Source organism: Roseobacter weihaiensis, from assembly GCF_020622345.1.
GTDB lineage: Bacteria > Pseudomonadota > Alphaproteobacteria > Rhodobacterales > Rhodobacteraceae > Roseobacter > Roseobacter weihaiensis.
In genome coordinates this window covers 120,656-145,727 of sequence record NZ_JACNMO010000006.1, presented here as the reverse complement: position 1 = coordinate 145,727, position 25,072 = coordinate 120,656, and the positions used below count along the sequence as shown (strand labels likewise).

Here is a 25,072-nt window from a genome sequence, read left to right as displayed (position 1 = left end):
TTTACCTTGCTGCTGTGATTTGTAAGGTCACGCGAAATTGCCGGGGGGCCTCGCATGACCGTCACGCCGATGATGGCGCAATACCTCGATCTGAAAGCCAACTATGCGGATGCGTTGCTGTTCTACCGCATGGGCGACTTTTACGAGATGTTCTTTGACGATGCGGTCGCCGCGTCCGAGGTGCTGGATATCGCCCTGACCAAACGCGGCAAGCTTGAAGGCAACGACATCCCGATGTGTGGCGTGCCGGTGCATGCCGCCGAAGGGTATCTGCTGACGCTGATCCGCAAGGGCTTTCGCGTGGCAGTCTGCGAACAGATGGAAAACCCCGCAGAGGCCAAGAAACGCGGCTCTAAATCAGTGGTAAAGCGCGATGTTGTGCGGCTTGTCACGCCCGGCACGCTGACCGAGGAAGCCTTGCTGGAGGCGCGCCGCAACAACTACCTCGCCGCTTTTGCACAAGTGCGGGACGCGCAGGCGCTGGCCTGGGTCGATATCTCGACGGGCGCGTTTCATGTCATGCCGCTGGCGTCCGTGAAACTGGGGCCGGAGCTGGCGCGCCTTGCCCCGTCCGAGCTGATCTGTTCGGAAAGCAGCGAGGCGGAATTGAGAGAGATCACCAAAGAATTCGGGATCGCGCTGACGGGGCTCGCGCGCGCCACCTTTGACAGCACCTCGGGCGAAAAGCACATCTGCGACCTCTTTGGCGTGGAAACGCTCGATGCTTATGGCACATTCTCTCGCGCCGAGGTGTCTGCCATGGGCGGGATCATCCAGTATCTCGACATCACGCAGAAGGGCAAACTGCCGCTGTTGCGGCCCCCGCAAAAGGAAAGCCTCGCCCGCAGCGTTCAGATCGACGCCGCCACGCGGCGCAATCTGGAGCTTACACAGGCGCTGTCGGGGGGGCGCGCGGGATCGTTGCTGTCGGTGATGGACCGAACGGTAACCGCGGGGGGCGCGCGGCTGCTGGCACATCGCCTGGCCAGCCCCTCGCGCGATCTGACAATGATTTTAGGCAGGCTCGATGCGGTGGGTTTTGCGCAGGACAGCAACGACAGGCGCAACAGGCTGCGCGATCAGCTCCGCAAGGTGCCCGACCTTGACCGCGCGCTGTCGCGGCTGTCGCTCGACCGGGGCGGCCCGCGCGACATGGCGGCGATCCGCAACGGGCTGTCTCAGGCCAGCGCGCTACACGCGGACCTCAACGCGTTGGATTTGCCGGATCTACTGGAGCAGACGGTTCGGGATCTGGCCGGGCATGACGCCCTGATCGACCGGCTTGAGGCTGCCCTGGTCGCGGAGCCGCCGCTGCTGGCCCGTGACGGTGGTTTTATCGCCGCAGGCCAGGATGCGGCGCTGGATGAGGTCCGCGATCTGCGCGACAAGGGGCGCAGTGTGATCGCCCAGATGCAGCAGCAATTCGTCTCTGATACGGGGATTTTGTCCCTGAAAATCAAACACAACAATGTGCTGGGCTACTTTATCGAAACAACCGCGACACATGCGGAAAAGATGCTGTCGCCCCCGTTGTCCGACCGGTTCATCCACCGACAAACCACGGCCAATCAGGTGCGCTTCACAACCGTTGAGCTGTCCGAGCTGGAGACCAAGATTCTCAACGCCGGTGCCCGAGCGCTGGAGATTGAAAAACGGCTGTTCGACGCTCTGCAATCGGATATCCTCTCTGCCGCCGCCCGAATTGCCAAAACCGCGACGGCGCTGGCCGAGCTTGATCTGACCTGTGCGCTGGCCGATCTGGCCGCTTCGGAAAACTGGTGTCGGCCAAAGGTGGATCGGAGCCGCGCCTTTCGCATCCAGGAGGGCCGCCACCCGGTGGTGGAGCAGGCTCTGAGACAGCAATCGGGTGATGCCTTCATTGCCAATGACTGCGATCTGACCGCGGTGGAGAACACGGCGCAAATCTATCTGCTGACCGGCCCCAACATGGCGGGTAAATCGACCTATCTGCGGCAAAATGCGATCATCGCGCTGCTGGCCCAGATGGGCAGCTTTGTGCCTGCCGCCGCCGCGCATATCGGGCTGGTCAGCCAGCTTTTCAGCCGGGTCGGCGCGTCGGATGATCTGGCGCGGGGGCGGTCCACTTTCATGGTCGAGATGGTGGAGACTGCCGCCATCCTCAATCAGGCCGATGACCGCGCGCTGGTGATCCTGGATGAGATCGGGCGCGGCACCGCCACCTATGACGGGCTCTCCATCGCCTGGGCCACACTGGAACATCTGCACGACGTGAACAAAAGCCGTGCGCTTTTTGCGACGCATTACCATGAGATGACGGCTTTGGCGGGCAAGCTTGACGGCGTTGAAAATGCCACTGTCACCGTCAAGGAATGGGAAGGCGAAGTGATCTTCCTGCATGAGGTCAAAAAGGGGGCTGCCGACAGGTCATACGGGGTGCAGGTCGCACAGCTTGCCGGTTTGCCACCCGCGGTGATTGCCCGTGCAAGGGTCGTCCTGGACGCGCTGGAAAAAGGCGAACGCGAAGGCGGGGCCACCCAGAAGACGCTGATCGACGATCTGCCGCTCTTTGCCGCCACACCTGCCCCGCCACCGCAGCCGCAAAAGACATCCCGTGTCGAAGAGGCGCTGGCCGATATCCATCCCGATGAGCTGAGCCCCAGGGAAGCGCTCAATCTGCTGTATCAACTGAAAGAAGCGGCCAGATCCTGACCGCTTCCTCACACATAGCAATAGGCGCTTAGCTCGCAGGTGTTGACGACACGCCGACCTGTGCGGGGCGCAGCAAACGGTCGTGCAGCATGAACCCTTCGGCGGCGACCTGAATGATATCGCCCGCTTTGGTGCCCGGCACCGGGGCCTCGAACATCGCCTGATGCTGCTGCGGATCAAAGCGGTCTCCGACCTCCGGCGCGATCACCTCGATGCCGTGCTTCTTGAACACGCTGAGCAATTCGCGCATCGTCAGCTCAATCCCCTCGATCAGGGCGGCGTTTGCCTCCTTCTGCTCATCGGTCACGGTGTCCAACGCGCGTTTCATGTTGTCGTAGACCGGCAGCATGTCACGTGACAGCTTGGAGCCGCCGTAGTTCTCTGCCTCGCGGCGATCCCGTTCCGACCGCTTGCGCGCGTTCTCTGCATCCGCAAGCGCCCGCATGAAGCGATCTTTCAACTCATCGCGTTCAGCGCGCAACTGATCCATCTCGAGCGCCTCGTCATCGATCTCTTCCATTTCATCGGCATAGGCTTCTGCTTCGGCGTCTTCCACGTCGTCCAGAAAATCTTCGTTCTTAGGCTCTGCCATCTTACCCCTCTAGCTCCGGTCTGACACAAGTTTACCAACCAGTTGCGCCGTATAATTCACGATCGGAACAATGCGACCATAATTCAATCTTGTCGGACCAATGACACCCACGGCGCCAATAATCTTTCGATCAGCGTTCATATATGGGGAAACCACCAGAGAGGAACCCGAAAGTGAAAAAAGTTTGTTTTCAGACCCAATAAAAATGCGCACGCCGTCGCCCTCTTCGGCCAGCTCGAGGAACTCCGCGATGTCACGCTTGCGCTCAAGGTCATCAAAGAGCAGCCGAATACGCTCCAGATCGGCCGCCTCGCCCTCTTCGCTGAGCAGATTGGACCGCCCGCGCACGATCAGCCGCTCGATCTGATCGCCCTCGCCTTCCCAGACCGCCAGACCACTTTTCACCAGCGCTTGGGCCAGCGAATCGATCTCCTGACGGCGGGCGGCGATCTCCTTGCGAATCGCGCCATGCAACTCGCTGAGGGTCTTGCCCTCAATCAGCGCGTTGAGGAAATTCGCAGCCTCGCGCATTGAACTGGGGGTCTGGCCGGGGGGTGGCGCAAACAGCCGGTTTTCCACATGGCCATCGGCAAAGACCAGGACAACCAGCGCACGCTCCGGCGACAGTGACACAAACTCGATATGCTTGATCGGGGCTTCATGTTTGGGGGTCATCACCAGCGACGCGCCATGCGTCACGCCTGACAAGGCAGACCCGATGCGGTCCAGCAGCCCACCGACGTCTTCGGAGTTCGACGACATCGTCGCGTCGATCTTTTCACGGTCCAGATCATCCGGATCGCCAATTTCGAGCAGGCCATCCACGAACATCCGCAGCCCCAGTTGCGTCGGGATACGTCCGGCACTGACATGTGGGCTGTCGAGCAATCCCAGATACTCAAGATCCTGCATCACGTTGCGAATGGTGGCGGCGCTGACCTTTTCGCTGAAATCCCGCGTCAACGTCCGGGAGCCGACAGGCACACCATCCTGCAGATACCCTTCAACCACGCGCCGAAAGACCTCGCGCGAGCGGTCGTTCATCTCTTCCAGAATGTTTGGCGCTTCGGTCATACCTGTTTCCTATCCCGCAGTGCATAAAAGCATAAACCCCGTGGAATTCAATCGGGGTTGCATCGCGCCCGCCCGGCCTTGTATCGGAGGGGCGCACATATAAAGGATTTATCCATGCGTCCCTCCGGCCGAGAACTGAATGAAATGCGCCCCGTCTCGATTGAGACAGGTTTCACCAAACATGCCGAGGGCTCGGCGCTGATCAGAATCGGGGACACCCATGTTTTATGCACCGCGACCATCGAAGACCGGGTGCCGCCCTTTATCAAAGGGTCGGGCCTGGGCTGGGTCACGGCGGAATACGGCATGCTGCCCCGTGCCACCAACACGCGCATGCGGCGCGAGGCGGCGTCGGGCAAGCAAGGCGGACGGACCGTGGAAATCCAGCGGCTGATCGGGCGTTCGCTGCGCGCGGGCGTTGACCGCGTGGCCCTGGGCGAACGTCAGATCACCGTGGATTGTGACGTGTTGCAGGCCGATGGCGGAACGCGCTGCGCCGCGATCACCGGCGGCTGGGTCGCGCTGCGTCTGGCGGTGGACAAGCTGATGAAAGCGGGCGATATCATCAGCAACCCGTTGCTTGACCCGGTGGCTGCAATCAGCTGTGGCGTCTATGCGGGCCAGCCGGTGCTGGACCTCGACTACCCTGAGGATTCCGAAGCAGGCGTCGATGGCAACTTTATCATGACCGGCTCCAAGCAGCTGATCGAGGTGCAGATGAGCGCTGAGGGCGCCACATTTTCGCGCAGCCAGATGGATGCGCTTGTCGATCTGGCCGAAAAAGGGGTGGAGGAGCTGGTCGCGGCCCAAAAGGCAGCCACCGCATGACCCGGAAATTCGACGGCACCCGCATCCTGATTGCGACCCATAACGCCGGGAAGCTGGAAGAGATGGAGCAGCTCTTCGCCCCTCACGGCGTCGAGGTCGTGGGTGCTGCCGAGATGAAGCTGGCCGAGCCGGTTGAGACGGAAGACAGTTTCATCGGCAATGCCCGGATCAAGGCGCGCGCGGCTGTCGAGGCGACAGGCCTACCGGCTCTGGCCGACGATTCCGGGATCGAGGTCGAAGCGTTGGATGACGCTCCCGGCGTCTATACCGCCGATTGGGCCGAAACGCCCAAGGGGCGTGATTTCATCTTGGCAATGACTAAAACCCATGAGTTGCTGGAGGCGGCAAACGCCCCTCACCCCCGAAAGGCCAGATTTCGGGCCACGCTTGTTCTGGCTTGGCCTGACGGGCACGAAGAAGTTTTTGATGGGCGGGTCAACGGCACACTGGTCTGGCCGATGCGCGGCGCTGTTGGCCACGGCTATGATCCGATGTTTCAACCCGATGGCTACGACATCACCTTTGCCGAGATGGATCCGGCCGAGAAAAACCGCGTCAGCCACCGGGCGGATGCGTTTCAAAAGCTGATCGCGGGTTGCCTTGGCTGACGATTGGGAAAAAGGCGGCTTTGGCCTCTATATTCATTGGCCATTCTGCGAGGCCAAATGCCCCTATTGTGACTTCAACAGCCATGTGGTGCGCCAGATCGACCAGCATGCCTGGTGCAAAGCCTACCTTGCGGAATTGCGCCGGGCCGCCGCCGAGACACCCGGACGTGTCTTGCGGTCGGTCTTTTTTGGCGGCGGCACCCCCAGCCTGATGGACCCCGAAACGGTCGCAGAGATCATCGCCGAGATCCGGCGGCTCTGGCCGGTGGCGAATGATCTGGAGATCACATTGGAAGCAAACCCCGGCTCGGTCGAAGCGACGCGTTTTGCCGCTTACCGGCAAGGCGGGGTCAACCGGATCTCGATGGGGATACAGGCGCTGAACGATACGGATCTGCGCAGGTTGGGGCGGCTGCATACCGCCAGCGAGGCGATGGCCGCCTTCGACATTGCCCGGGCCACGTTTGAGCGGGTCAGCTTTGATCTGATCTATGCGCGCCAGGGTCAAAGCCTCGCGGCGTGGGAGGCGGAGCTGCAACAGGCGCTCACCCTGGCGGTCGATCATCTGTCGCTCTATCAGCTGACCATCGAACAGGGGACCGCCTTCGGGGATCGCTACCGGGCCGGCAAGCTGCGCGACCTGCCGGATGAGGATCTGGGCGCGGATCTTTACACCCTGACGCAGGAAATCTGCGACGCCGCGGGCATGCCCGCCTATGAGGTCTCAAACCATGCGCGGGACGGGGCACAGTCGCGGCACAATCTGATCTATTGGCGCTATGGCGATTACATCGGTATCGGCCCCGGCGCGCATGGGCGTCTGACCCTTGACGGGCAACGCTGGGCAACGGAGACTTACAGCAACCCCAAGAAATGGCTCGACAATGTGCCCCTCCGCCAGGCAGAAAAACCGCGAAACCCCCTGTCACCGCAAGATCAGGCCAGCGAATATCTTCTGATGGGCCTGCGCCTGAAAGAAGGGGTAAGCCTGTCGCGCTATGAAAATCTCGCAGGATCGCCATTGAACAGGGCAGGATTGGATGATCTTGCCGATCTGGGGATGATAACGCGATCGGGAGACATAATTACCGTTTCAAATCAAGGGTTTATGATCCTAAACGCGGTGATCTCCCGGCTCCTTGACTCTTAGCCGCCGCCAAGCTTGCGACAGAGCTCATCCAGCTCTTCGAGGCTTTTGTAATGCAGGGTCATCTGACCATCTTCCTGTCCGGGTTTGTGGGTCAGAACAACCTTCATCCCCAAAGCGGCCGAAAGGTCTCCTTCCAGCGCTTTGGTGTCAGCATCCTTCGCAACCACTGCCCCCTTGGATTTCGGCACGGTGGTGTCAACCATTTCAGCTGCCTGCTCTTTCTTGACCAGCGCTTCAGCCGCCCGGACAGACAAACCGCCCTTGATAATCTGCTGTGCAAGTTTCAAGGGATCCTCGGCCGGGATCAGCGCCCGCGCATGACCGGCACTCAACCCGCCCTGCCGCACCATTTCCAGAACCGCCTCGGGCAAGTTCAGCAGCCTTAGAAGATTCGCGATATGGCTGCGACTTTTGCCCAGGGCCTCAGCCATCTTTTCCTGTGTGTGGCCAAACCGATCCATCAGCTGACGGTACCCGGCCGCCTCTTCGATCGGGTTGAGATCGGCGCGCTGTATGTTTTCGATAATCGCAACCTCGAGAACTTCAACATCGGTGAATTCCCGCACCACCACCGGCAGCGCGTGCAACTGAGCACGCTGAGCCGCCCGCCAGCGCCGTTCGCCCGCCACGATCTCATATTGATCGGTGCCAATGCTGCGCACGATCAGCGGCTGGATCACCCCTTTTTCACGGATCGAGTTGGTCAGATCATCCAGATCCCCATCCTCAAATCGCTTGCGTGGCTGATCCGGGTTGGCGGAAATCTGTTCAATCGGGATTGTCCGCTCCGCCGCGACCGGGCCCGCGCTGACCACGGCCTCTGACTCCGCGACATCGGACATCAAGGCGGACAACCCGCGCCCCAACCCTCTTTTTCGGTCAATTCCGCTCGCCATCACTGCCCCCTCACGCCACTTGCAGTCTGTTTTTCTGTATCACTTCACGCGCCAGAGCGCGATATGCCTGCGCGCCTTTAGACGCCGTATCGTAGGTCAAAACCGGCATTGCAAAGGACGGTGCCTCGCTGACACGCACATTTCGGGGGATACGCGTTTGAAACACAAGTTCCCCAAGATTGTCGCGGGCGTCCTGCTCCACCTGCAAAGACAGGTTGTTGCGCTGATCGTACATGGTCAGCACGATCCCCTCAATCCGCAGGTCCTTGTTGCCGGTCTGCCGGACCTCGCGGATCGTCAACATCAGCTGAGACAACCCCTCCAGCGCAAAGAATTCACTTTGCAACGGCACCAGGACAGAATGCGCAGCGATCATTGCATTGACCGTCAACAGATTCAGCGAGGGCGGGCAGTCAATCAGGATGTAATCCAGCGCGAAACTATCCATCTGCGGCTGGCGCAACGCATCGTGCAGCAGAAAACTGCGTTTTTCATTCGACATCAGTTCCAGATCGGCCGAGCTCAGATCCACTGTCGCCGGAATGATCATCAGGCCCGGTGTAACACTCTGTAAAATAACAGCTTTAAGGTCGACATCTTCCAGCAAGAGATCGTAGGTCGTGAATTGTCGGTCTTCAACTTCAATCCCCAACCCGGTCGAGGCATTGCCCTGCGGATCGAGGTCAACCACCAGAACGCGGGACCCGGCCTCGGCCAGCGCTGCAGCCAGATTGATCGCCGTCGTTGTTTTACCGACGCCTCCCTTTTGATTGGCAACTGCAATAATCTTGGGCCCACCAGGGCGCGACAGGTCAGACACGCTGTATTTCCTTTATCTGCAGAATTGCTGCCTCCGGGCTTGTGATACTTCTATGTGCCGTCAGCTCGAAAGACCACGATTCACGCGCGCTTTGAACTTCTTTTTCCCATCTTTCTCCCTTGAGGAACAATGCTGATCCATTTCTTGCCAAATGCCTGTCGGCAAATCCCAGAAGCCGGTCCAAATCGGCGAGCGCGCGGGCCGATAGAACATCCGCCTGCATCGGTGCCAAAGCTTCGATCCGTTGTACTTTGACGCTCGCGTTCAGGTTCAGCTCCCGGATCACTGTCCGCAAAAACACAGCCTTGCGCTGGTCACTTTCAATCATGGCGACATGACACTCCGGGTTCTTTTCGAGCGCATATATCGCGACCACCAATCCAGGAAATCCACCACCGCTGCCAATATCCACCCAGAGATCAGCCTGATCTATCAATGGCACAATTTGTGCCGAATCCCATATATGGCGGTTCCAGATGTCAGGGATACTTGATTTTGAGATCAGATTGATCTTGGCGTTCCACTTGACCAACAGATCGTGAAGTACTCCCAACCGACTGAGTGTTTCACGTGAAACATTCTCTGCTGCGGTCACAGCCCTCATCAAGCGGATCGCTTCTTTCGGGATTGTCGGATTTTCGCAAGGATCAGCGTAAGGGCTGCCGGCGTCATTCCATCAATGCGGCTAACCTGGGCCAGCGTATCTGGTCTGATTGCGTTCAATTTTGTTTTCAGCTCATTCGAAAGCCCCTCCAGCGCAGCGTATTCAAAATCCGCCGGAATGACCTGGGCCTCATCCTTCTGCAGAAGGTCGATATCCTTTTGTTGCCGCTGAATATAATTCGCATAGAGCGCTTCCCGCTCCATCTGCCGCCGGATATCCTCAGGAATCGACAGGAAATCTGCATCCAACTGCCCAACCTCTGTGAATGAGACATCCGGGAAAGCCAGAAGTTGCATCGCGGTGCGGCGAGAGCCATCCTGATTGATGCGGATACCAACATCCGCCGCCTGGGTCGGCGTGAAAGAGGCCGCCTGCAATATCCCACGCGCCGAGTTGAGGGCCTGTTCCTTTTTCCTGAAAAATCGCTCTCTCTGCCGACCCACGCACCCAAGCTCAATACCCAACGGCGTCAACCGCTGATCGGCATTATCGGCGCGCAGCGACAACCTGAATTCGGCGCGGGAGGTGAACATTCTGTATGGCTCGGTGACCCCGCGTGTTGTAAGATCATCGATCATAACCCCAATATAACTGTTCGAGCGGGAGAATGTGATCGGATCCTTCCCCTGAGAAGAAAGTGCCGCGTTCAACCCCGCAACAAGCCCTTGAGCAGCAGCCTCCTCATACCCTGTTGTCCCGTTGATCTGCCCCGCAAGATAAAGTCCAGGAACCGACCGCACCGCGAGCGTCGCATTCAAAGCGCGCGGATCGACATAATCGTATTCGATCGCATAACCGGGTTGCAAAATGGTTGCATCTTCCAGCCCAAAGATCGACCGAACGTAATCCTCCTGCACCCCTTCTGGCAACGAGGTTGAGATGCCGTTCGGATATACTGTATCTGTCGTCAAACCCTCGGGTTCAAGAAAGATCTGATGGGACTCCTTGTCAGAAAACCTGACGATTTTGTCTTCAATGGAGGGGCAATACCGCGGCCCAATACCATCGATATGGCCACCATACATCGCTGATTTCTCAAGGTTTTCCCGAATGATATCGTGGGTCTTGGAATTGGTATGCGTGATCCCACAAGAGACTTGGCGCGCTGTGACCCCACTGGACAAGAAAGAGAAAAAAACGGGGTCTTTATCCCCTGGCTGCGCTTCCAGCACATCCCAGCGGATTGTTTTTCCATCCAATCGAGGTGGCGTGCCTGTCTTCAACCGGCCAAGCGGAAGCTCGAATGAGTCAATGCGATCTGCAAGCCGCACCGATGCCTTGTCACCCATGCGACCGCCACTTGTTGCGACATCTCCAATATGGATGACACCCCGCAAGAAGGTTCCGGTTGTCAGGACCACGGACGCCGCCTTGATCTCAGACCCGTCTTCCAATTTGACGCCAACCACACGGTCCCGATCCATCAGGAAATCGATGGCCTCGCCAATAACGACGTCTATATTTTGTTGCGATTCCGTTACAGACAACATCTCCTTGTGGTAAATTGCACGATCCGACTGGGCGCGTGGCCCCTGCACAGCAGGTCCTTTACGTCTGTTCAACAGGCGAAACTGGATCCCAGCCAAATCAGCCACCCTGCCCATCACACCGTCCAAAGCGTCAATTTCACGCACAAGATGGCCTTTGCCTAAGCCACCAATCGCAGGATTGCACGACATCACCCCGATCCCGGCCTTGGACATCGTGATCAAACCGGTGCGCACGCCCATACGCGCAGCAGCATGAGCTGCCTCCGCACCCGCATGTCCTCCACCGATCACCAAAACGTCAAATTGTTTCACGTGAAACACTCCCTCACTTCCCAAGACAAAAGCTTGAGAAGATTTCATCCAGCAAGTTCTCTACATCTATGCGCCCAACCAAAGTTTCCAACGCCCGAATCGCTGATCTCAGTTCTTCGGAGGCTATATCATAGAATTCCGGCCCACGAACCAGGGTGCGCCGCGCTTCCGACAGATCCTGCAACGACCGCTGCATCGACAGCCTGTGTCTCTCATGCGTCGCCAATCCAGCATCGCCGGCTCGATACATCAGAACTGATTGAATCTTATTAATAAGTTCCGTGACACCCTGGCCCGTCTTGCCCGATACCCCCTCAACCTCTGCTTCAAGCAGATCACTTTTTGGGCGGAGCTTGATATCCCCCGGAGCAGGATCCAGAAGTAAGTCTTCTCCGGGGTCAGCAAGGAAAACCCGCAAGTCAGCGCGTTGGGCGCGCTCCACTGCACGTGCGATCCCGATGCTCTCGACTTCATCCGTGGTTTCCCGCAAACCGGCTGTGTCCAGAAAAGTCACCGGAAGGCCCCCAAGGTCCATCCGGACTTCAATCACATCGCGTGTGGTGCCTGCGATATCGGAGGTTATCGCAGCATCCCTTCCCGCTAACCTGTTGAGAAGGGTAGATTTTCCAGCATTAGGCGCTCCAATCAATGCAACCTCGAAACCTGTCCGGATACGCTCGGCCACAAAGGAACCCCGGATCTCCGCCTGTAAGCCTTCTTCGACAGACGCCAAAAGCGCATTGACCTCGGGCGTCACATCGACAGGGACATCTTCATCCGCGAAATCAATGGTCGCTTCCAGCAAGGCCGCTGCTCGGATGAGATCGGCACGCCACCGTTCCACCTGATCCCCCAAGGCGCCTGAAAACACCCGAACGGCCTGCTTTCGCTGTGCTTCGGTTTCCGCATCAATGAGGTCAGCCAAGCCCTCAACCTGGGCCAGATCAAGTTTACCATTTTCAAGCGCCCGACGGGTAAATTCACCCGGCTCTGCCAAGCGTGCATGTTTATTGTTGCCAAGCTCTGCGAGAACGGCCCGGACAACCGCGATGCTGCCGTGGACCTGAAACTCCACCACATCTTCACCGGTAAAACTTTCAGGGCCTTCAAAAAACAAGACAAGCGCATGGTCCAGCAAAACCCCGTCGCCATCCCGCACAGGGCGCAAAGCAGCCCGTCTTGCTTCAGGCAGCGCCCCACAAAGCTGTGTTGCGACACCGCGCGCTTCGGCTCCCGAAATCCGGATGACGGAGACACCTGCACGGCCTTGTGCCGTTGCCAGTGCAAAAATGGTATCCATGATTTAACCCACTGTTTTAAAACAATAAGTTATGTATTCATCGAATCGAAGAAGTCGGAGTTCGTTTTTGTCTGCTTGAGCTTGGAAATCAGGAATTCTATCGCATCCGTGGTGCCCATCGGGTTCAGGATACGCCGCAGGACAAAGGTTTTCTGAAGGTCGATCTTGTCCACCAGCAGATCTTCTTTCCGGGTGCCGGACTTGAGAATATCCATCGCCGGGAAGACCCGCTTGTCAGCGATCTTGCGGTCAAGCACGATCTCGGAGTTACCCGTGCCCTTAAATTCTTCAAAGATGACTTCATCCATCCGGCTGCCGGTATCGATCAGCGCTGTTGCAATGATCGTCAGAGACCCGCCTTCTTCGATGTTCCGCGCCGCGCCAAAGAACCGTTTGGGGCGTTGCAGCGCGTTGGCATCAACACCGCCCGTCAGAACCTTGCCCGAGGAGGGCACGACGGTGTTGAACGCGCGACCCAGACGGGTGATCGAATCGAGTAGGATCACCACGTCGCGCTTGTGCTCCACCAGACGCTTGGCCTTTTCGATCACCATATCCGACACGGCCACGTGACGTGTGGCAGGTTCGTCAAAGGTCGAGGAGACAACCTCCCCCTTCACGGAGCGCTGCATGTCCGTCACCTCTTCGGGGCGTTCATCAATCAGCAAAACGATCAAGTAACATTCCGGGTGGTTCCGCTCGATCGAATTTGCGATGTTCTGCAACAGAACGGTTTTACCCGTGCGCGGGGGGGCAACAATCAACGACCGCTGCCCTTTCCCGATCGGCGCCACCAGATCGATGATCCGGGCCGAACGGTCCTTGACCGTGGGGTCATCGACTTCCATCGTCAGACGTTCATCCGGGTAAAGCGGTGTGAGGTTCTCGAACGCCACCTTGTGGCGGGCCTTTTCAGGATCCTCGAAATTGATCTGCGTTACCCCCAGAAGGGCAAAATAACGTTCACTGTCGTCTGGGGCCTTGATGATCCCTTCGATGGTGTCCCCGGTGCGCAGAGAATATTTCCGGATCATCTCGGGCGAGACATAGATATCATCGGGACCCGGCAGATAGTTTGCCTCGGGCGAGCGGAGGAAACCAAACCCATCCTGCAGCACTTCCAGCACGCCATCGCCGGAAACCTCCCAACCTTCATCCGCACGTTCGCGCAGAATCTGGAACATCATTTCGCCCTTGCGCATAGTCGAGGCGTTTTCGATCTCGAGATCTTCCGCCATGGACAACAGGTCCTTGGGGCTCTTGCGCTTGAGATCGGCCAGGTTCAGCTTTTCTGAGGCTGTCGCGTTTTCAGTGGGGTCAATTGTCGTATCAGAGGTCATGGATATACCTAAAAAGGCCACAGGTTTCTGTGCGGCCGCATGCGTTTGAATTGTCAGGTCTGCGCCTTACCCCGGACGGGGCGGTATTTTGGATGTAAGGAGTGCAGCAACCGGAGTCAATGCGCTCAGAATTTGATAACAACCGACAGCACGATCAAAACCATCAAAAGGGTCGGTACTTCGTTCATCATCCGGTATTGACGGCCTGATAACTGATCTCTGCCTGCGGCAAAAGCCTTGCGCCGCTTTGCCAGCCACATGTGAAACACCGTCATCGCCACCACGCCCAGCAGCTTTGTCCAGGGCCAGATGACCGACCAATCAACGACCCCCGGTATGGCGACCAGACACAGCCCCAGAACCCAGCTGGCAATCATTGCCGGGTTCATGATAACACGCAGCAGCTTCATCTCCATCGTCATGAACAAGGCGTGGGTGTCACCCTTCTGTCCGACCTGTTCTGCATGATAGACAAATAGCCTGGGCAGATAGAAAAGCCCGGCCATCCATGCAATCACAGCCATGATATGAAAAGCTTTGATCCAAGGATACCCAATGGCCAGAAGATCAGACATCACACACTCCGTTCTCTTGGCTCCCTTATAAATAAATAAAGAAAGATAAAAAGATGATGATGAGGTAGGGAGCCTACTATCTGTGGATTATTGGGTTTTCACAGATTTCATACCCATGGGAAAACTATCTAGGGTCTGATGGGACTGTTTAGCGAAGTCATTTATTATATATTTAAAACATAATCTTATGTCTATTTTATCTCCGCCGTCCGCGCGGAACTCTGTGGATAAACACAGGATAACTAATCTACCCACAACAAAACTTTATCCTTATGCGTAGAGGGGCAATTCCGGGATGCTCTGGTGAAAGCTGCCGGTTCCATATGGGCTTGCAGAAGATCCCTGATTTGCCCAGAACAATTCACTAATAAATCCTTAACGCTGTTCACAGGCTTATACACATGTCACCTTCCTTGATCCTTGCCTCGGGTTCGGAAATCCGGGCGCAGCTCTTGCGGCAGGCAGCGGTTTCTTTCGAAGTTGCCCCGGCCCGCGTCGATGAAGACATGATGCGGGAGGCGCTGCTGGCCGAAGAAGCCTCTCCCCGTGATATTGCCGATGCGCTGGCGGAAATGAAAGCACGAAAGGTCAGCGAAAAGCATCCGGGCAGGCTGGTGCTGGGGTGCGATCAGGTTCTTGACCATCGGGGTGCGCTGCTATCAAAACCCCAGGGGCCAAAGGACGCCATCCGGCAATTGTCGACGTTGCGAGGTGATCGTCATACGCTTTTATCCGCGGCCGTGATTTGCGAGGATGGCAAACCGATCTGGCGGCATGTGGGTGTCGTTCGGTTGCGGATGCATGACGTGTCAGATGACTATCTTCAGGATTATGTCACCCGGAACTGGGACAGCATCCGCCATGCCGTGGGGGCCTATAAACTGGAGGAGGAAGGGGTTCGGCTTTTTGCCCGTATTGACGGCGATTACTTCACCGTGTTGGGGTTGCCGCTGCTGGAACTGCTATCCTATCTCGCATTGCGTGGAGACCTGCCAAGATGACGGATCATAAAATTCCCCTGGCGGGTGTCATCGGCGCCCCGATTGCCCATTCCAGATCGCCACAGTTGCATCGGCACTGGCTGGATACCTATGGGATCAAGGGATTTTATGTTCCGATGGAGGTGGCGCCGGCCGAGTTGGAAACTGTCCTGCGCACCCTGCCGAAAATGGGATTTGTGGGCGTGAATGTGACACTCCCTCACAAGGAGGAGGTATTGCAGATTGCAGACCTCGTGACGGACCGTGCCGCGCTGATCGGGGCTGCGAATACCCTGACCTTTCACGAGGGTGGAAAGATTCATGCGGACAATACGGATGGGTATGGTTTTCTTGAAAACCTGCGCCAGGGGGCACCCTCCTGGCAGCCTGTCAAGGGGCCTGCGGTTGTGTTGGGGGCGGGCGGCGCGGCCCGCGCGGTGATCGTCGCTTTGCTTGATGCCGGTGTGTCATCGATCTTGCTGTCCAACCGGACCCGCGCACGGGCCGAAAGACTGCAATCGGATTTCGGCAATCGTGTGCAGGTGGTCGATTGGGGGCAGGCAGGCACCGTATTGCCGCGAGCCACTCTCGTGGTGAACACCTCCTCGCTGGGCATGGTCGGCAAGCCAGAAATGCGCCTCCCCCTTGACGGTCTGCAGCCGGGTACCGTGGTTACCGATCTGGTTTATACGCCGCTGCGCACGAAACTGTTGCAAACGGCAGAAGGCAAAGGCTGCCTGACCGTGGATGGCTTGGGGATGTTGCTGCATCAGGGGGTTCCGGGGTTCGAGCGGTGGTTCGGCAAACGTCCCGAAGTCACCGAGGCGACGCGACAGGCGGTCTTGTCGTGACCTTCAAGCTCGGCCTGACCGGTTCCATCGGGATGGGAAAATCAACCACGGCCGCGCTCTTTGCAGAGGAAGGCTGTGCCGTCTGGGATGCAGACGCCGCCGTGCACCGGCTTTATGGAGAAGGGGGTGCGGCGGTTCCGTTGATCGCCGCTCTCTTTCCATCCGCAATCGAAGACGGCAGCGTCTCTCGGGACAGGTTGCGTAAGATCATCGACAAGGATGCTTCCACCCTGGCTCATATCGAAGAGATCGTGCATCCGCTGGTGGCGCAGGACCGCCAGGACTTTCTGGACAGCACGGATGCGGATATCGCGGTGCTTGATATCCCCTTGCTGTTTGAAACCGGTGCAGAGGCTGCCATGGATGCGGTTGTCTGTGTCGACATTCCGCCTGAGGAACAGGAACGTCGCGTTCTGGCCCGCGGTACGATGAGTGCTGCGCAATTCGCACAGATTCGCGCCCGGCAAATGCCCAACGCGGAAAAAGCCGCCCGGTCAGATTATGTGATCGTGACGGATACGGTTGAACATGCGCGGGCGCAGGTCCAGACTGTGGTTCAGCAAATCAGGGAAAAACTGCGCCATGCGTGAGATCGTGCTTGATACCGAAACCACCGGTTTTGATCCGGAAAGTGGCGACCGGATTGTCGAGATCGGTGCGGTCGAGTTGATGGGCCATGTGGCCACCGGCAAGACCTATCATCAATATATCAACCCTGAACGGGAAATGCCGCAAGAAGCCTTTGAGGTGCACGGGCTGGGAGACGATTTTTTGCGCGACAAACCAAAGTTCGCGCAAGTGGGCCAGGCCTTTGTCGATTTTATCGGCGATGCCAAGCTTGTCATCCATAACGCGGCCTTTGACATCAAGTTCCTCAACGCCGAGCTGAAATGGATGGGTCTGCCGCAAATCCCCTGGGAACAGGCAATCGACACACTGGCCATCGCCCGCAAGCGGTTTCCGGGATCGCCTGCCTCGCTCGATGCCTTGTGTCGCCGGTTCAACATCGACAATTCGTCCCGGACATTGCACGGCGCGCTGCTGGACAGTGAAATCCTGGCCGAGGTTTATCTGGAGCTGATTGGCGGGCGGCAGCCTGATTTCGGTCTCTCGACCAGTGCTCAGAAATCTGCCGGTGACAGATCGGGGGAATGGGTGCCGCGGCCACGACCGACCCCGCTTGCCTCGCGGCTCACCGCAGAAGAAGCCGCCGCCCATGCCGAATTCGTGGCAAAGCTGGGCGACGACGCTTTGTGGATCAAATCCTGATTTAGGCGTCCATCTTCGGTGTCTCGGAGGCCTGACGCCGCGCGATCTCGTTGCGGTAAAGCGACAGGAAGTCGATGTTTTCCAGATTGAGCGGCGGGAAGCCCCCGTCGCGGGTCACATCGCTGACAATGCGGCGCAGGAAGGGGAAAATCATCCGCGGGCATTCGATCAGCAGGAACGGATGCAGTTGATCCTCCGGCACGTTTTCAATGTGGAAGATCCCGGAATATTCGATCTCAAGTACAAAGAGCGTCGCATCGTTATCTTTTACCTTGGAGGTCACCGCCAGTTTGATGGTGGACTCGTACTGGTTCTCTGTGGTGCGTTTTTTCGCATCCAGATTGACCTGCACCTGCACATCCGGTGTTGCATCCGCCGGCGCGCCCTTTTGCGCCATGATGTTTTCAAAGGACATGTCCCGGATGAATTGACCCAGAACCCGCATTTGGGGGGCCTGGGGGGGTTGGGTCCCGTCGGTCTTTGCTTCTTCTTCTGCCATTATGCGCTCCTGAAATAATAATTTGCCGTGGCTTACCAGCTTGGCTTCAGGTTCTCAATGGTCGGTCCATCCCGAGGGGCGCTTGTTCCGGTCAGGCTCCGAGGTCACATCGGTATAATCCGCGTCGATCACATCATCGCGCGCAGCGCCGTGAGGGTGGCGTGGACTGCCCCGACCCGGGCCTGTTGAAAAGGTTCGCACGTTGATGCGGGCCCTGATGGCGCGAAATGCATTCGACCGGATGGCGGGAACCAGCAGCAAAAATCCGATGGCATCGGTAAAAAACCCCGGTGTGAGCAGTAAAGCGCCAGAAAACAGGATCATCGCGCCATGCGCCAGAGGCTCTGTCGGGTCTCGCATCTCGTTGAAAGACGACCGGACCTGCCCCAGCGCCAAAGCGCCCTGATTCCGAACAAGAAAAGTCCCAAGGATGGCCGTCACAACGACTGTGAACAGCGTCCAGCCCAGCCCGATCGCGCCTCCGATCTGGATAAACAGGGTGATTTCTATGAGTGGTATCGCAAGAAAGGCGATAAACAGCCACATTTTGGTCCTTCCTTTCGTACGAGGTAGAGTGGACTTGCAGCCCGCACGCACCTACATAAGACCTCTGATGACTTGTTTCCATATTTTGCCTGATACGAGGTTTCTATGAATTCTCCACTGATACAGCTTCTGGTGCTTGCCGGGATTGCTGTCTTTTTGATTCTCCGCCTGAAAAACGTGCTGGGAACACGGGATGGATTCGAAGCACCGCCGTCCAAGGCATCCCTGCCCGATCGTGGCCCTGCCCGTGATTTCGAAGTCATCGAAGGTGGGCCGGACCTGGACATCACAGACCACGTCGAGGAAAACAGCCCCGCGGCGCATGCCCTGGCCGAGATGAAACGCATCGAGCCCAGTTTTAACGTCACAGAGTTTCTGGGCGGTGCGCGTGGTGCCTACGAGATGATCGTGATGGGCTATGAGAACGGCGAGCTGGACAACATCCAGCCCTTCCTGGCCGAAGATATCTACGAATCATTTGTGGACGGCGTTGCCGCGCGCGAAGATCAGAACCTGACCATCGAGGCGAATTTCATCGGTGTCCGTGAGATGAAGCTGGTGGATGCGACACTTGACCCTGAGACGAACGAGGCCGAACTGACGATCCGCTTCACCGGGGAGTTGACCTCGGCGGTGCGCAACAGCGAAGGTGAGATCATCGAAGGCAGCCTGACCGAAGTGAAACGCCAGAAAGACACATGGACCTTTTCACGGGATATGGGATCGGACGACCCGAACTGGCTTCTCGTTTCCACGGACGGGTGAAGTCGGCACTTGCGGCGACCTTTTGTGCGGGGCTTTCCTGGCTGGGTGGCCTCGTGAGTGCCGAGACGCAGGTGACGGTTCTTTCTTTCGATGATCTCGAGGGATGGGCGGCAGACAATCACGCCGAAGCCTTTGAGGTTTTCCAGAACACCTGCGCGGATCTTGATGACCCGGACTGGCAGGCCGTCTGCGCCTATGCGACCTCCAATCCCGACCCGCGCCAGTTTTTCGAGCTCTTTTTTCGCCCGGTCCTGATCGAAGACGGCAAGGACGCGCTCTTCACGGGGTATTTTGAGCCCGAGCTGGACGGCGCACTTCGCCCCAACGCGCGCTACCGATATCCGCTCTACGCGATGCCGCCCGAAGCGCGGGACAGCCCGAAGTGGTACAGCCGTCGTGAGCTGCTGGAAGAACGCAAGCTGGAAGGGCGCGGGCTGGAGATCGCCTGGGTCGATGACCCGGTCGAGCTGTTTTTCCTCCAGATCCAGGGCTCGGGTCGGGTCCATCTGCCGGATGGCTCCAAGTTGCGGGTGGGGTATGGCGGCAAGAACGGCCATGAATATCGTTCCATCGGTCAGGAGCTTGTGCGTCGCGGGACTTTCGAGGCCCATCAGGTCAGCGCGCAGGTCATCAAGAACTGGGTGCGCCGCAATCCGGTGGCAGGCACGGAGCTGCTCTACCACAATCCCTCTTACGTGTTTTTCCGCGAGGTGAGCGAAGTGCCCGCCCATCTGGGACCCTTGGGGGCGATGAACAGATCGGTGACCACCCTGCGCACGATTGCGGTTGATCCTGCCTTTGTGCCGCTTGGTGCCCCGGTCTGGATCGAAAAGGACGGCAAAAACCCGATGCGCCGGTTGATGATGGCGCAGGACACAGGCTCTGCCATCAAGGGGGCGCAGCGCGCGGATATCTTTTTCGGCACCGGCGATCAGGCAGGCCGTGCGGCGGGCCGATTGAAAGATCCCGGCCGGATGATCGTCCTGCTGCCGATTCAACGCGCCTATGCGATGTTGCCGGAAGGCGTGGAATGACACGGCGGCGGCTGAAGCCCGAAGAGATCGAGTTGTGGCGACAGGTAACGGATAAAACCGATGCGTTGCACCGGACGCAGACCTTTGATCCGGAGGTCTACGCGCCGCACCCGGTCAAACGCGCACCGGATCGTCAGGCCCCGGTCCAGCTTGACGGGAAGAACCCGCCCAAACCCAGCCCGCGTCGGGTCAGTTTTGATCTTGCGCCTTCTTTGCCGGATCGGTTGCAGAAAGCGCCGGTTCAGATGGACCGCAAGACCTTTGGGCGGATGAGCCGGGGAAAGGTGCGGCCCGAGGCGCGCATTGATCTGCATGGCATGACGCTGGACCGGGCACATGGGGCGCTGACGCGGTTCATCCTCTCGTCCCATGGGGCGGGCAAGCGGCTGGTGCTGGTCATCACCGGCAAAGGCAAAGATCGCGACGACGGCGGGCCGATCCCTACCCGATTTGGCGTCTTGCGCCACCAGGTCCCGCAATGGCTTGCGGCTCCGCCGCTGGCTTCTGCGGTGATGCAGGTCAGCCAAGCGCATCTCAGCCATGGCGGCAGCGGGGCCTATTACGTCTATCTCAGACGGCGGCGGTGACCAGATCGCGCTGGTAGCGCAGCACACCCAGGCCAGCGAGCGCAGCACCGACAAGATAAAATGCGGCAATCGGTATCATTTGCTGTGAAAAATCAATGCCGTAGTCAATAAAAACCCCGGTGATCCCCGGCCCGATGGCAGAGCCAAAGACCATAAGCGCTGCCGCCCCTGCCTTGATCGCGCCCAGATGCCGCGTCCCGTAGAAGACTGCCCAGAAGGCGGTGATCGCTGTCCCATGCATGCCCTGCCCGATCCCAAAGATGGTCAGGGCGATCCCAGCGGCAAAAATCGTCTCGGCATGAGAAAGCAGCACGAAAGAAATAGCGAAGGGGATCAGTTGGAACGGGACAACCCACTTCACCCCGAAACGATCAATGGCCCAGCCTGCCACAAAGGTGGTGACGATCATGGACAGGGTGAAAATTGGCATCAGCGACACATAGGAAACAAGGCTCCAGCCCTTTGTCTCGGTCAGATGTACCTGCTGGAAGAACAGTGCTGTGCCCCAGGCAGGTGGGCCAAGCATTAGCGGCACCAGCAGATAAAAAAGCGGATGGCGCAGCATCTCTGCCCGCGACCAGTGCTTTGCTCCCATGCCAAGGCTCGCATCACTTTCGGCCAGTGATTGCGGTGTTCTTTCCTGCCGCAGCAGGCGTTGGATCACCGGGATCGTCACCAGCACACAAAGCGCTGCAATGACCCAGAGCGTCCGCCAGTCAAACAGCACCAGCAAGGCCACGAAGATGATTGGCAGCACGGCCTGTCCTGCGGCAAACCCCATGGAGGCAATTGAAATCGCGCGCCCGCGCGCCGCGACAAACCAGCGGGCCATCGCGACATAGGCAATTTCAGACATCATGCCCTGCCCGAAAAGCCGCAGCGAATAGATGACCACGATGAGCAGGATCCAGTTGGTCACAACCGCCATCGCAAGGCAGGCAAAGGCCAGCAGCAACATCACCCAGAACGACAGCAACCTGACCCGGTAGGTGTCGGTAAGAACGCCCGCCCAGATCATCGTAGCGGCGGAGATTGTCGTTCCCAGCGTATAAAGCCCGCCCCACTGCCCATCCGTCAGGTCGAACTCCCGCATGATTTCGCCCGCAAAGAGCGCAATGAAAAACGTTTGCCCGTAGGACGACGAGAAAGACAGAATAAAGCCGCCCAGCAGGAAAAGCCTGTTTTCAATGAGAAAGCGCAGATAGCCCATGGGCCACCTGTCGCAGGCGTTTGGGCGTTTGAAAAGCCTCAAAGCACGTAGCGGCTGATATCCGTGGATTTTGTCAGTTCACCGAGGTTTTTGTCGACAAAGGCCGCATCGACCGTGACCTCTTCGCCCGCGCGGTCGGGGGCGGCAAAGGACAGCTCTTCAAACACCCGTTCCATCACGGTGTAGAGCCTGCGTGCGCCGATGTTTTCAACCGACTGGTTCACGTCGGCGGCGATCTTGGCCAGCGCTGCGATGCCGTCTTCGGTAAATGTCACTGTTACCTGCTCCGTTCCCATGAGGGCGGTGTATTGCAGGGTCAGCGCATTGTCGGTCTCGGTCAGGATGCGGACAAAGTCCTCTTCGGTGAGCGCGCGCAATTCCACCCGGATCGGCAGACGGCCCTGAAGTTCGGGCAAGAGGTCCGAGGGTTTGGCGATGTGAAACGCGCCCGAGGCGATAAAGAGGATATGATCGGTCTTGATCGGCCCGTGTTTGGTGCTGACGACGGTGCCTTCGATCAGCGGCAGCAGGTCGCGCTGGACCCCTTCGCGGCTGACATCGGCCCCGCGCGCGTCCGAGCGGGCGCAGACCTTGTCGATCTCATCGAGAAAGACGATCCCGTTCTGCTCCACCGCCTCGATGGCGGTGCGGGTGACGGTTTCGTCGTCCAAGAGCTTGTCGGCCTCTTCCCCGATCAGAACCTCGTAGCTTTGTGCCACGGTCAGTTTCTTGCGTGTGGTGCGCCCGCCCAGGGCTTTGCCGAATAGATCCCCGAGGTTCATCATCCCCATGTTGCCGCCGGGCTGGCCGGGGATGTCCATCATCGGAAAGGGGTTGGAGGTATCGGCGATATCAAGCTCGATCACGGTGTCGTCCAATTCGCCGGATTTGAGCTTTTTACGAAACATCTCGCGGGTGCTTTCGCGGGCGTCTTCCCCGGCGATGGCACTGATGACGCGTTCTTCGGCGGCCTGATGGGCACCTGCTTTCACATCGTCGCGCATGAGATCGCGGGTCATGGTGATGGCGCTGTCGACCAGATCGCGGATGATCTGTTCCACGTCGCGCCCGACATAGCCCACTTCGGTGAATTTCGTGGCCTCGACCTTCAGGAAAGGCGCGCGCGCCAGTTTGGCGAGGCGGCGGCTGATCTCTGTCTTGCCGACGCCGGTGGGGCCGATCATCAGGATGTTCTTTGGGTAGACCTCGTCGCGCAGATCATCGGCCAACTGCTTGCGGCGCCAGCGGTTGCGCAGCGCGACGGCGACGGCGCGTTTGGCGTCTTTCTGCCCGATGATGAAACGGTCGAGTTCAGAGACAATCTCGCGGGGGGTCAGGTCTGTCATGCGTTAGGCCTTTGTGATGTGTGAGATGGCGGCAGCCGGTGCAGCGGGAGAAAACCGGGTAAGACGGCCAGAAGACGCGCCCGGATCGCCTCCCAGCGGGCACCGAGGAACAGCAGAACAACACCGAGGAAAAAGACGGTGAACACGGCGCCATCGCCTTCGAAGATCGTGGCGGTGAGGATCACGGTATAGCCAATAGCCGCGATCAGGAACGACCGGCGGTCGATAACGATGGCCACCAGCGCAAAAAGCACCAGCACGGTGACCAGCAGACCGTTGGACCAGCCTTCATCGCGGTCCAGAAGGGTCAGGGCGAGGGTATTGACCAGCGCGGGGGCTGCGACCACGTGCAACCAGAACCCGTTGGCGGATCGTCGCGTGACCCGGTGCGGATCAGACATGTCAAAACCCATCGCCAGGACAAAGACCACGAGGCCCAGCACCAGCGTGATCCACGCAAAGGGCCCCCCGGCGGAGAGCAGGAAAAGCTCTTGCGTGGATTGTGGCGAGCCGCTGCTGTTGCCCGCGATCAGGATCGCGATGCCAAAGGCTGCCAAGGCAATCAGCGCCAGCGCAAAAGGCACCCGGAACCGCAGCCAATAGATCGTCAGCATTGCGGTTGCAAAAGCCAGCGGCAGCGGCAGGCTGCTGTTGTCTCCCTGCGCCAGCATCAGCAGCTCTGAAAACGCGCCGGCCGCACCGTAGGCGGCATTTCCGGCAAAAAGCACCGAGAGCGCGATTGCCGGGGCGACCATGCGCCTTTTGCGGATGAAGTATTCCGACAGGCCCCACAAAACCACCGCGCCCCCCAGGGCGGAGATCACCAGCGTGTTGCGTGTGTTCAACGGGTCAAGGCTGATCCAGAACGCGACGATCCCGACCCAGCCCATCGCCAGAATGACCATGCCCACGACAATGAAGATCTCGTTGAATCCGCGAAAAAGCTCGAAGGGCTCATCGCCGGGGGCAAGGTTTTCCCGTGCGCCGGTGCGACTGTGCGCAAGGCTCATCAGGGCTGCGGCCTGCGCTTCGGTCACGATGCCTGCGCTGACCGAAGCCCGGAGATCATCCCGGTCGATCATTCTGTGATCTTTTCAACCGTCAGATTGCCATTGGTATAGACACAGATGTCAGCGGCAATGGCCATCGCATCCCGCGCCACCGCTTCGGCGTTGCGACCGGTATCCATCAGGCCACGGGCGGCGGCGAGCGCATAGTTTCCACCCGACCCGATGGCGGCCACGTCATGTTCGGGCTCCAGCACGTCGCCGGCGCCGGTGATGACAAGGATGTCCTTGCCGTCCGAGACGATCAGCATTGCTTCGAGCTTTTGCAGATATTTGTCGGTGCGCCAGTCCTTGGCCAGTTCCACGCTGGCGCGGGCCAATTGGCCAGGTGTCGCCTCCAGCTTGGCCTCCAGCCGCTCCAGCAATGTGAAGGCATCCGCTGTCGAGCCCGCGAAGCCCGCCACCACGTCAAAGCCGCCGGGGCTGAGTCTGCGGACCTTGCGGGCGGTGCCCTTGATGACCGTCTGACCCAGTGAGACCTGACCGTCGCCCGCGATCACCACTTCGCCGTCCTTTTTGACCCCGATGATCGTTGTGCCGTGCCAGCCGGGAAAGTCTTCACGTGCCATTCGGGTCTC

The 25,072-nt window shown here is 58.7% G+C and carries 26 protein-coding genes; 11 read left to right on the top strand and 15 right to left on the bottom strand.

The genetic code is table 11. The features are described from left to right. The first annotated feature begins 54 nt into the window (after positions 1-54). Entirely contained in the window at positions 55-2,691 is a 2,637-nt protein-coding gene (gene mutS, locus H7847_RS09185; protein ID WP_227269180.1) for a DNA mismatch repair protein MutS, read from the top strand. 28 nt (positions 2,692-2,719) lie between these two features. Here mutS and H7847_RS09180 read toward each other — a convergent pair whose 3' ends face one another. After that, the gene (locus H7847_RS09180; RefSeq protein WP_227269179.1) at positions 2,720-3,283 is read right to left on the bottom strand and encodes a nucleotide exchange factor GrpE; all 564 of its coding nucleotides are present in this window, start codon (positions 3,281-3,283) and stop codon (positions 2,720-2,722) included. Positions 3,284-3,292: 9 nt separating this feature from the next. Beyond that, positions 3,293-4,357 (bottom strand): heat-inducible transcriptional repressor HrcA, encoded by a 1,065-nt coding sequence (gene hrcA, locus H7847_RS09175; protein ID WP_227269178.1) that lies wholly within the window; start codon positions 4,355-4,357, stop codon positions 3,293-3,295. A gap of 114 nt (positions 4,358-4,471) precedes the next feature. On the opposite strand from hrcA, the gene rph reads away from it, so the two are divergent. Genes rph through hemW form a run of 3 tightly spaced genes read left to right on the top strand, consistent with a single transcriptional unit; the run spans position 4,472 to position 6,943 of the window. After that, positions 4,472-5,185, top strand: a complete 714-nt coding sequence (rph, locus tag H7847_RS09170; RefSeq protein ID WP_227269177.1) for a ribonuclease PH — start codon at positions 4,472-4,474, stop codon at positions 5,183-5,185. Further along, on the top strand, positions 5,182-5,793 hold the full coding sequence (gene rdgB, locus H7847_RS09165; RefSeq protein WP_227269176.1) for an RdgB/HAM1 family non-canonical purine NTP pyrophosphatase: 612 nt from the start codon (positions 5,182-5,184) through the stop codon (positions 5,791-5,793). Before rph ends, rdgB begins: the two co-directional genes overlap by 4 nt. Then, positions 5,786-6,943 (top strand): radical SAM family heme chaperone HemW, encoded by a 1,158-nt coding sequence (gene hemW, locus H7847_RS09160; protein ID WP_227269175.1) that lies wholly within the window; start codon positions 5,786-5,788, stop codon positions 6,941-6,943. Before rdgB ends, hemW begins: the two co-directional genes overlap by 8 nt. Here hemW and H7847_RS09155 read toward each other — a convergent pair. From H7847_RS09155 to hemJ, 7 genes are all read right to left on the bottom strand, one after another. Continuing rightward, positions 6,940-7,839, bottom strand: a complete 900-nt coding sequence (locus tag H7847_RS09155) for a ParB/RepB/Spo0J family partition protein (protein WP_227269174.1) — start codon at positions 7,837-7,839, stop codon at positions 6,940-6,942. The two genes, hemW and H7847_RS09155, sit on opposite strands and share 4 nt — an antisense overlap. Positions 7,840-7,849: 10 nt before the next feature. Beyond that, positions 7,850-8,659 (bottom strand): ParA family protein, encoded by an 810-nt coding sequence (locus tag H7847_RS09150; protein ID WP_227269173.1) that lies wholly within the window; start codon positions 8,657-8,659, stop codon positions 7,850-7,852. Beyond that, on the bottom strand, positions 8,652-9,263 hold the full coding sequence (gene rsmG / locus H7847_RS09145) for a 16S rRNA (guanine(527)-N(7))-methyltransferase RsmG (RefSeq protein WP_406675977.1): 612 nt from the start codon (positions 9,261-9,263) through the stop codon (positions 8,652-8,654). The genes H7847_RS09150 and rsmG overlap by 8 nt, the downstream gene beginning before the upstream one ends. Continuing rightward, on the bottom strand, positions 9,263-11,134 hold the full coding sequence (gene mnmG / locus H7847_RS09140) for a tRNA uridine-5-carboxymethylaminomethyl(34) synthesis enzyme MnmG (protein WP_227269265.1): 1,872 nt from the start codon (positions 11,132-11,134) through the stop codon (positions 9,263-9,265). Before mnmG ends, rsmG begins: the two co-directional genes overlap by 1 nt. Before the next feature lie 4 nt (positions 11,135-11,138). Continuing rightward, a complete protein-coding gene (mnmE, locus tag H7847_RS09135) occupies positions 11,139-12,425 on the bottom strand; it encodes a tRNA uridine-5-carboxymethylaminomethyl(34) synthesis GTPase MnmE (protein ID WP_227269171.1) in 1,287 nt (428 codons plus the stop codon). A gap of 29 nt (positions 12,426-12,454) precedes the next feature. Continuing rightward, positions 12,455-13,765: a transcription termination factor Rho gene (rho, locus tag H7847_RS09130; RefSeq protein WP_227269170.1), complete on the bottom strand. Its 1,311-nt coding sequence runs from the start codon at positions 13,763-13,765 to the stop codon at positions 12,455-12,457. A gap of 125 nt (positions 13,766-13,890) precedes the next feature. Beyond that, positions 13,891-14,340: a protoporphyrinogen oxidase HemJ gene (hemJ, locus tag H7847_RS09125; protein ID WP_227269169.1), complete on the bottom strand. Its 450-nt coding sequence runs from the start codon at positions 14,338-14,340 to the stop codon at positions 13,891-13,893. 401 nt (positions 14,341-14,741) lie between these two features. Here hemJ and H7847_RS09120 point away from each other — a divergent pair, with 401 nt between their 5' ends. The 4 genes from H7847_RS09120 to dnaQ are packed head-to-tail and all read left to right on the top strand — an operon-like array spanning position 14,742 to position 17,440. Next, positions 14,742-15,341, top strand: a complete 600-nt coding sequence (locus H7847_RS09120; protein ID WP_227269168.1) for a Maf family protein — start codon at positions 14,742-14,744, stop codon at positions 15,339-15,341. Then, positions 15,338-16,171 (top strand): shikimate dehydrogenase, encoded by an 834-nt coding sequence (locus tag H7847_RS09115; RefSeq protein ID WP_227269167.1) that lies wholly within the window; start codon positions 15,338-15,340, stop codon positions 16,169-16,171. The genes H7847_RS09120 and H7847_RS09115 overlap by 4 nt, the downstream gene beginning before the upstream one ends. Next, positions 16,168-16,761, top strand: coding sequence for a dephospho-CoA kinase (coaE, locus tag H7847_RS09110; protein ID WP_227269166.1), 594 nt, complete (start codon positions 16,168-16,170; stop codon positions 16,759-16,761). Before H7847_RS09115 ends, coaE begins: the two co-directional genes overlap by 4 nt. Then, positions 16,754-17,440 (top strand): DNA polymerase III subunit epsilon, encoded by a 687-nt coding sequence (gene dnaQ, locus H7847_RS09105; protein WP_227269165.1) that lies wholly within the window; start codon positions 16,754-16,756, stop codon positions 17,438-17,440. The genes coaE and dnaQ overlap by 8 nt, the downstream gene beginning before the upstream one ends. Position 17,441: 1 nt before the next feature. Here dnaQ and secB read toward each other — a convergent pair whose 3' ends face one another. Then, positions 17,442-17,942: a protein-export chaperone SecB gene (secB, locus tag H7847_RS09100; RefSeq protein ID WP_227269264.1), complete on the bottom strand. Its 501-nt coding sequence runs from the start codon at positions 17,940-17,942 to the stop codon at positions 17,442-17,444. A gap of 51 nt (positions 17,943-17,993) precedes the next feature. Continuing rightward, complete coding sequence (locus H7847_RS09095) at positions 17,994-18,485, bottom strand: FxsA family protein (RefSeq protein WP_227269164.1); 492 nt, start codon at positions 18,483-18,485, stop codon at positions 17,994-17,996. Between the two features lie 105 nt (positions 18,486-18,590). On the opposite strand from H7847_RS09095, the gene H7847_RS09090 reads away from it, so the two are divergent. The 3 genes from H7847_RS09090 to H7847_RS09080 are packed head-to-tail and all read left to right on the top strand — an operon-like array spanning position 18,591 to position 20,871. Beyond that, positions 18,591-19,250 carry a Tim44/TimA family putative adaptor protein gene (locus H7847_RS09090; protein ID WP_227269163.1) on the top strand — a complete coding sequence of 220 codons (660 nt, stop codon included), beginning with the start codon at positions 18,591-18,593 and terminating at the stop codon, positions 19,248-19,250. Beyond that, positions 19,184-20,284: a murein transglycosylase A gene (gene mltA, locus H7847_RS09085; RefSeq protein WP_227269162.1), complete on the top strand. Its 1,101-nt coding sequence runs from the start codon at positions 19,184-19,186 to the stop codon at positions 20,282-20,284. Before H7847_RS09090 ends, mltA begins: the two co-directional genes overlap by 67 nt. Continuing rightward, a complete protein-coding gene (locus H7847_RS09080; RefSeq protein WP_227269161.1) occupies positions 20,281-20,871 on the top strand; it encodes a Smr/MutS family protein in 591 nt (196 codons plus the stop codon). The genes mltA and H7847_RS09080 overlap by 4 nt, the downstream gene beginning before the upstream one ends. On the opposite strand, the gene H7847_RS09075 is transcribed toward H7847_RS09080, so the two are convergent. Genes H7847_RS09075 through hslV form a run of 4 tightly spaced genes read right to left on the bottom strand, consistent with a single transcriptional unit; the run spans position 20,855 to position 25,063 of the window. Beyond that, positions 20,855-22,081 (bottom strand): MFS transporter, encoded by a 1,227-nt coding sequence (locus H7847_RS09075; protein WP_227269160.1) that lies wholly within the window; start codon positions 22,079-22,081, stop codon positions 20,855-20,857. The genes H7847_RS09080 and H7847_RS09075 overlap by 17 nt on opposite strands. A 38-nt stretch (positions 22,082-22,119) precedes the next feature. Continuing rightward, a complete protein-coding gene (gene hslU, locus H7847_RS09070; RefSeq protein WP_227269159.1) occupies positions 22,120-23,427 on the bottom strand; it encodes an ATP-dependent protease ATPase subunit HslU in 1,308 nt (435 codons plus the stop codon). After that, positions 23,424-24,509 carry a hypothetical protein gene (locus tag H7847_RS09065; RefSeq protein WP_227269158.1) on the bottom strand — a complete coding sequence of 362 codons (1,086 nt, stop codon included), beginning with the start codon at positions 24,507-24,509 and terminating at the stop codon, positions 23,424-23,426. The genes hslU and H7847_RS09065 overlap by 4 nt, the downstream gene beginning before the upstream one ends. After that, positions 24,506-25,063, bottom strand: coding sequence for an ATP-dependent protease subunit HslV (gene hslV / locus H7847_RS09060; protein WP_227269157.1), 558 nt, complete (start codon positions 25,061-25,063; stop codon positions 24,506-24,508). Before hslV ends, H7847_RS09065 begins: the two co-directional genes overlap by 4 nt. Positions 25,064-25,072: the final 9 nt, after the last annotated feature.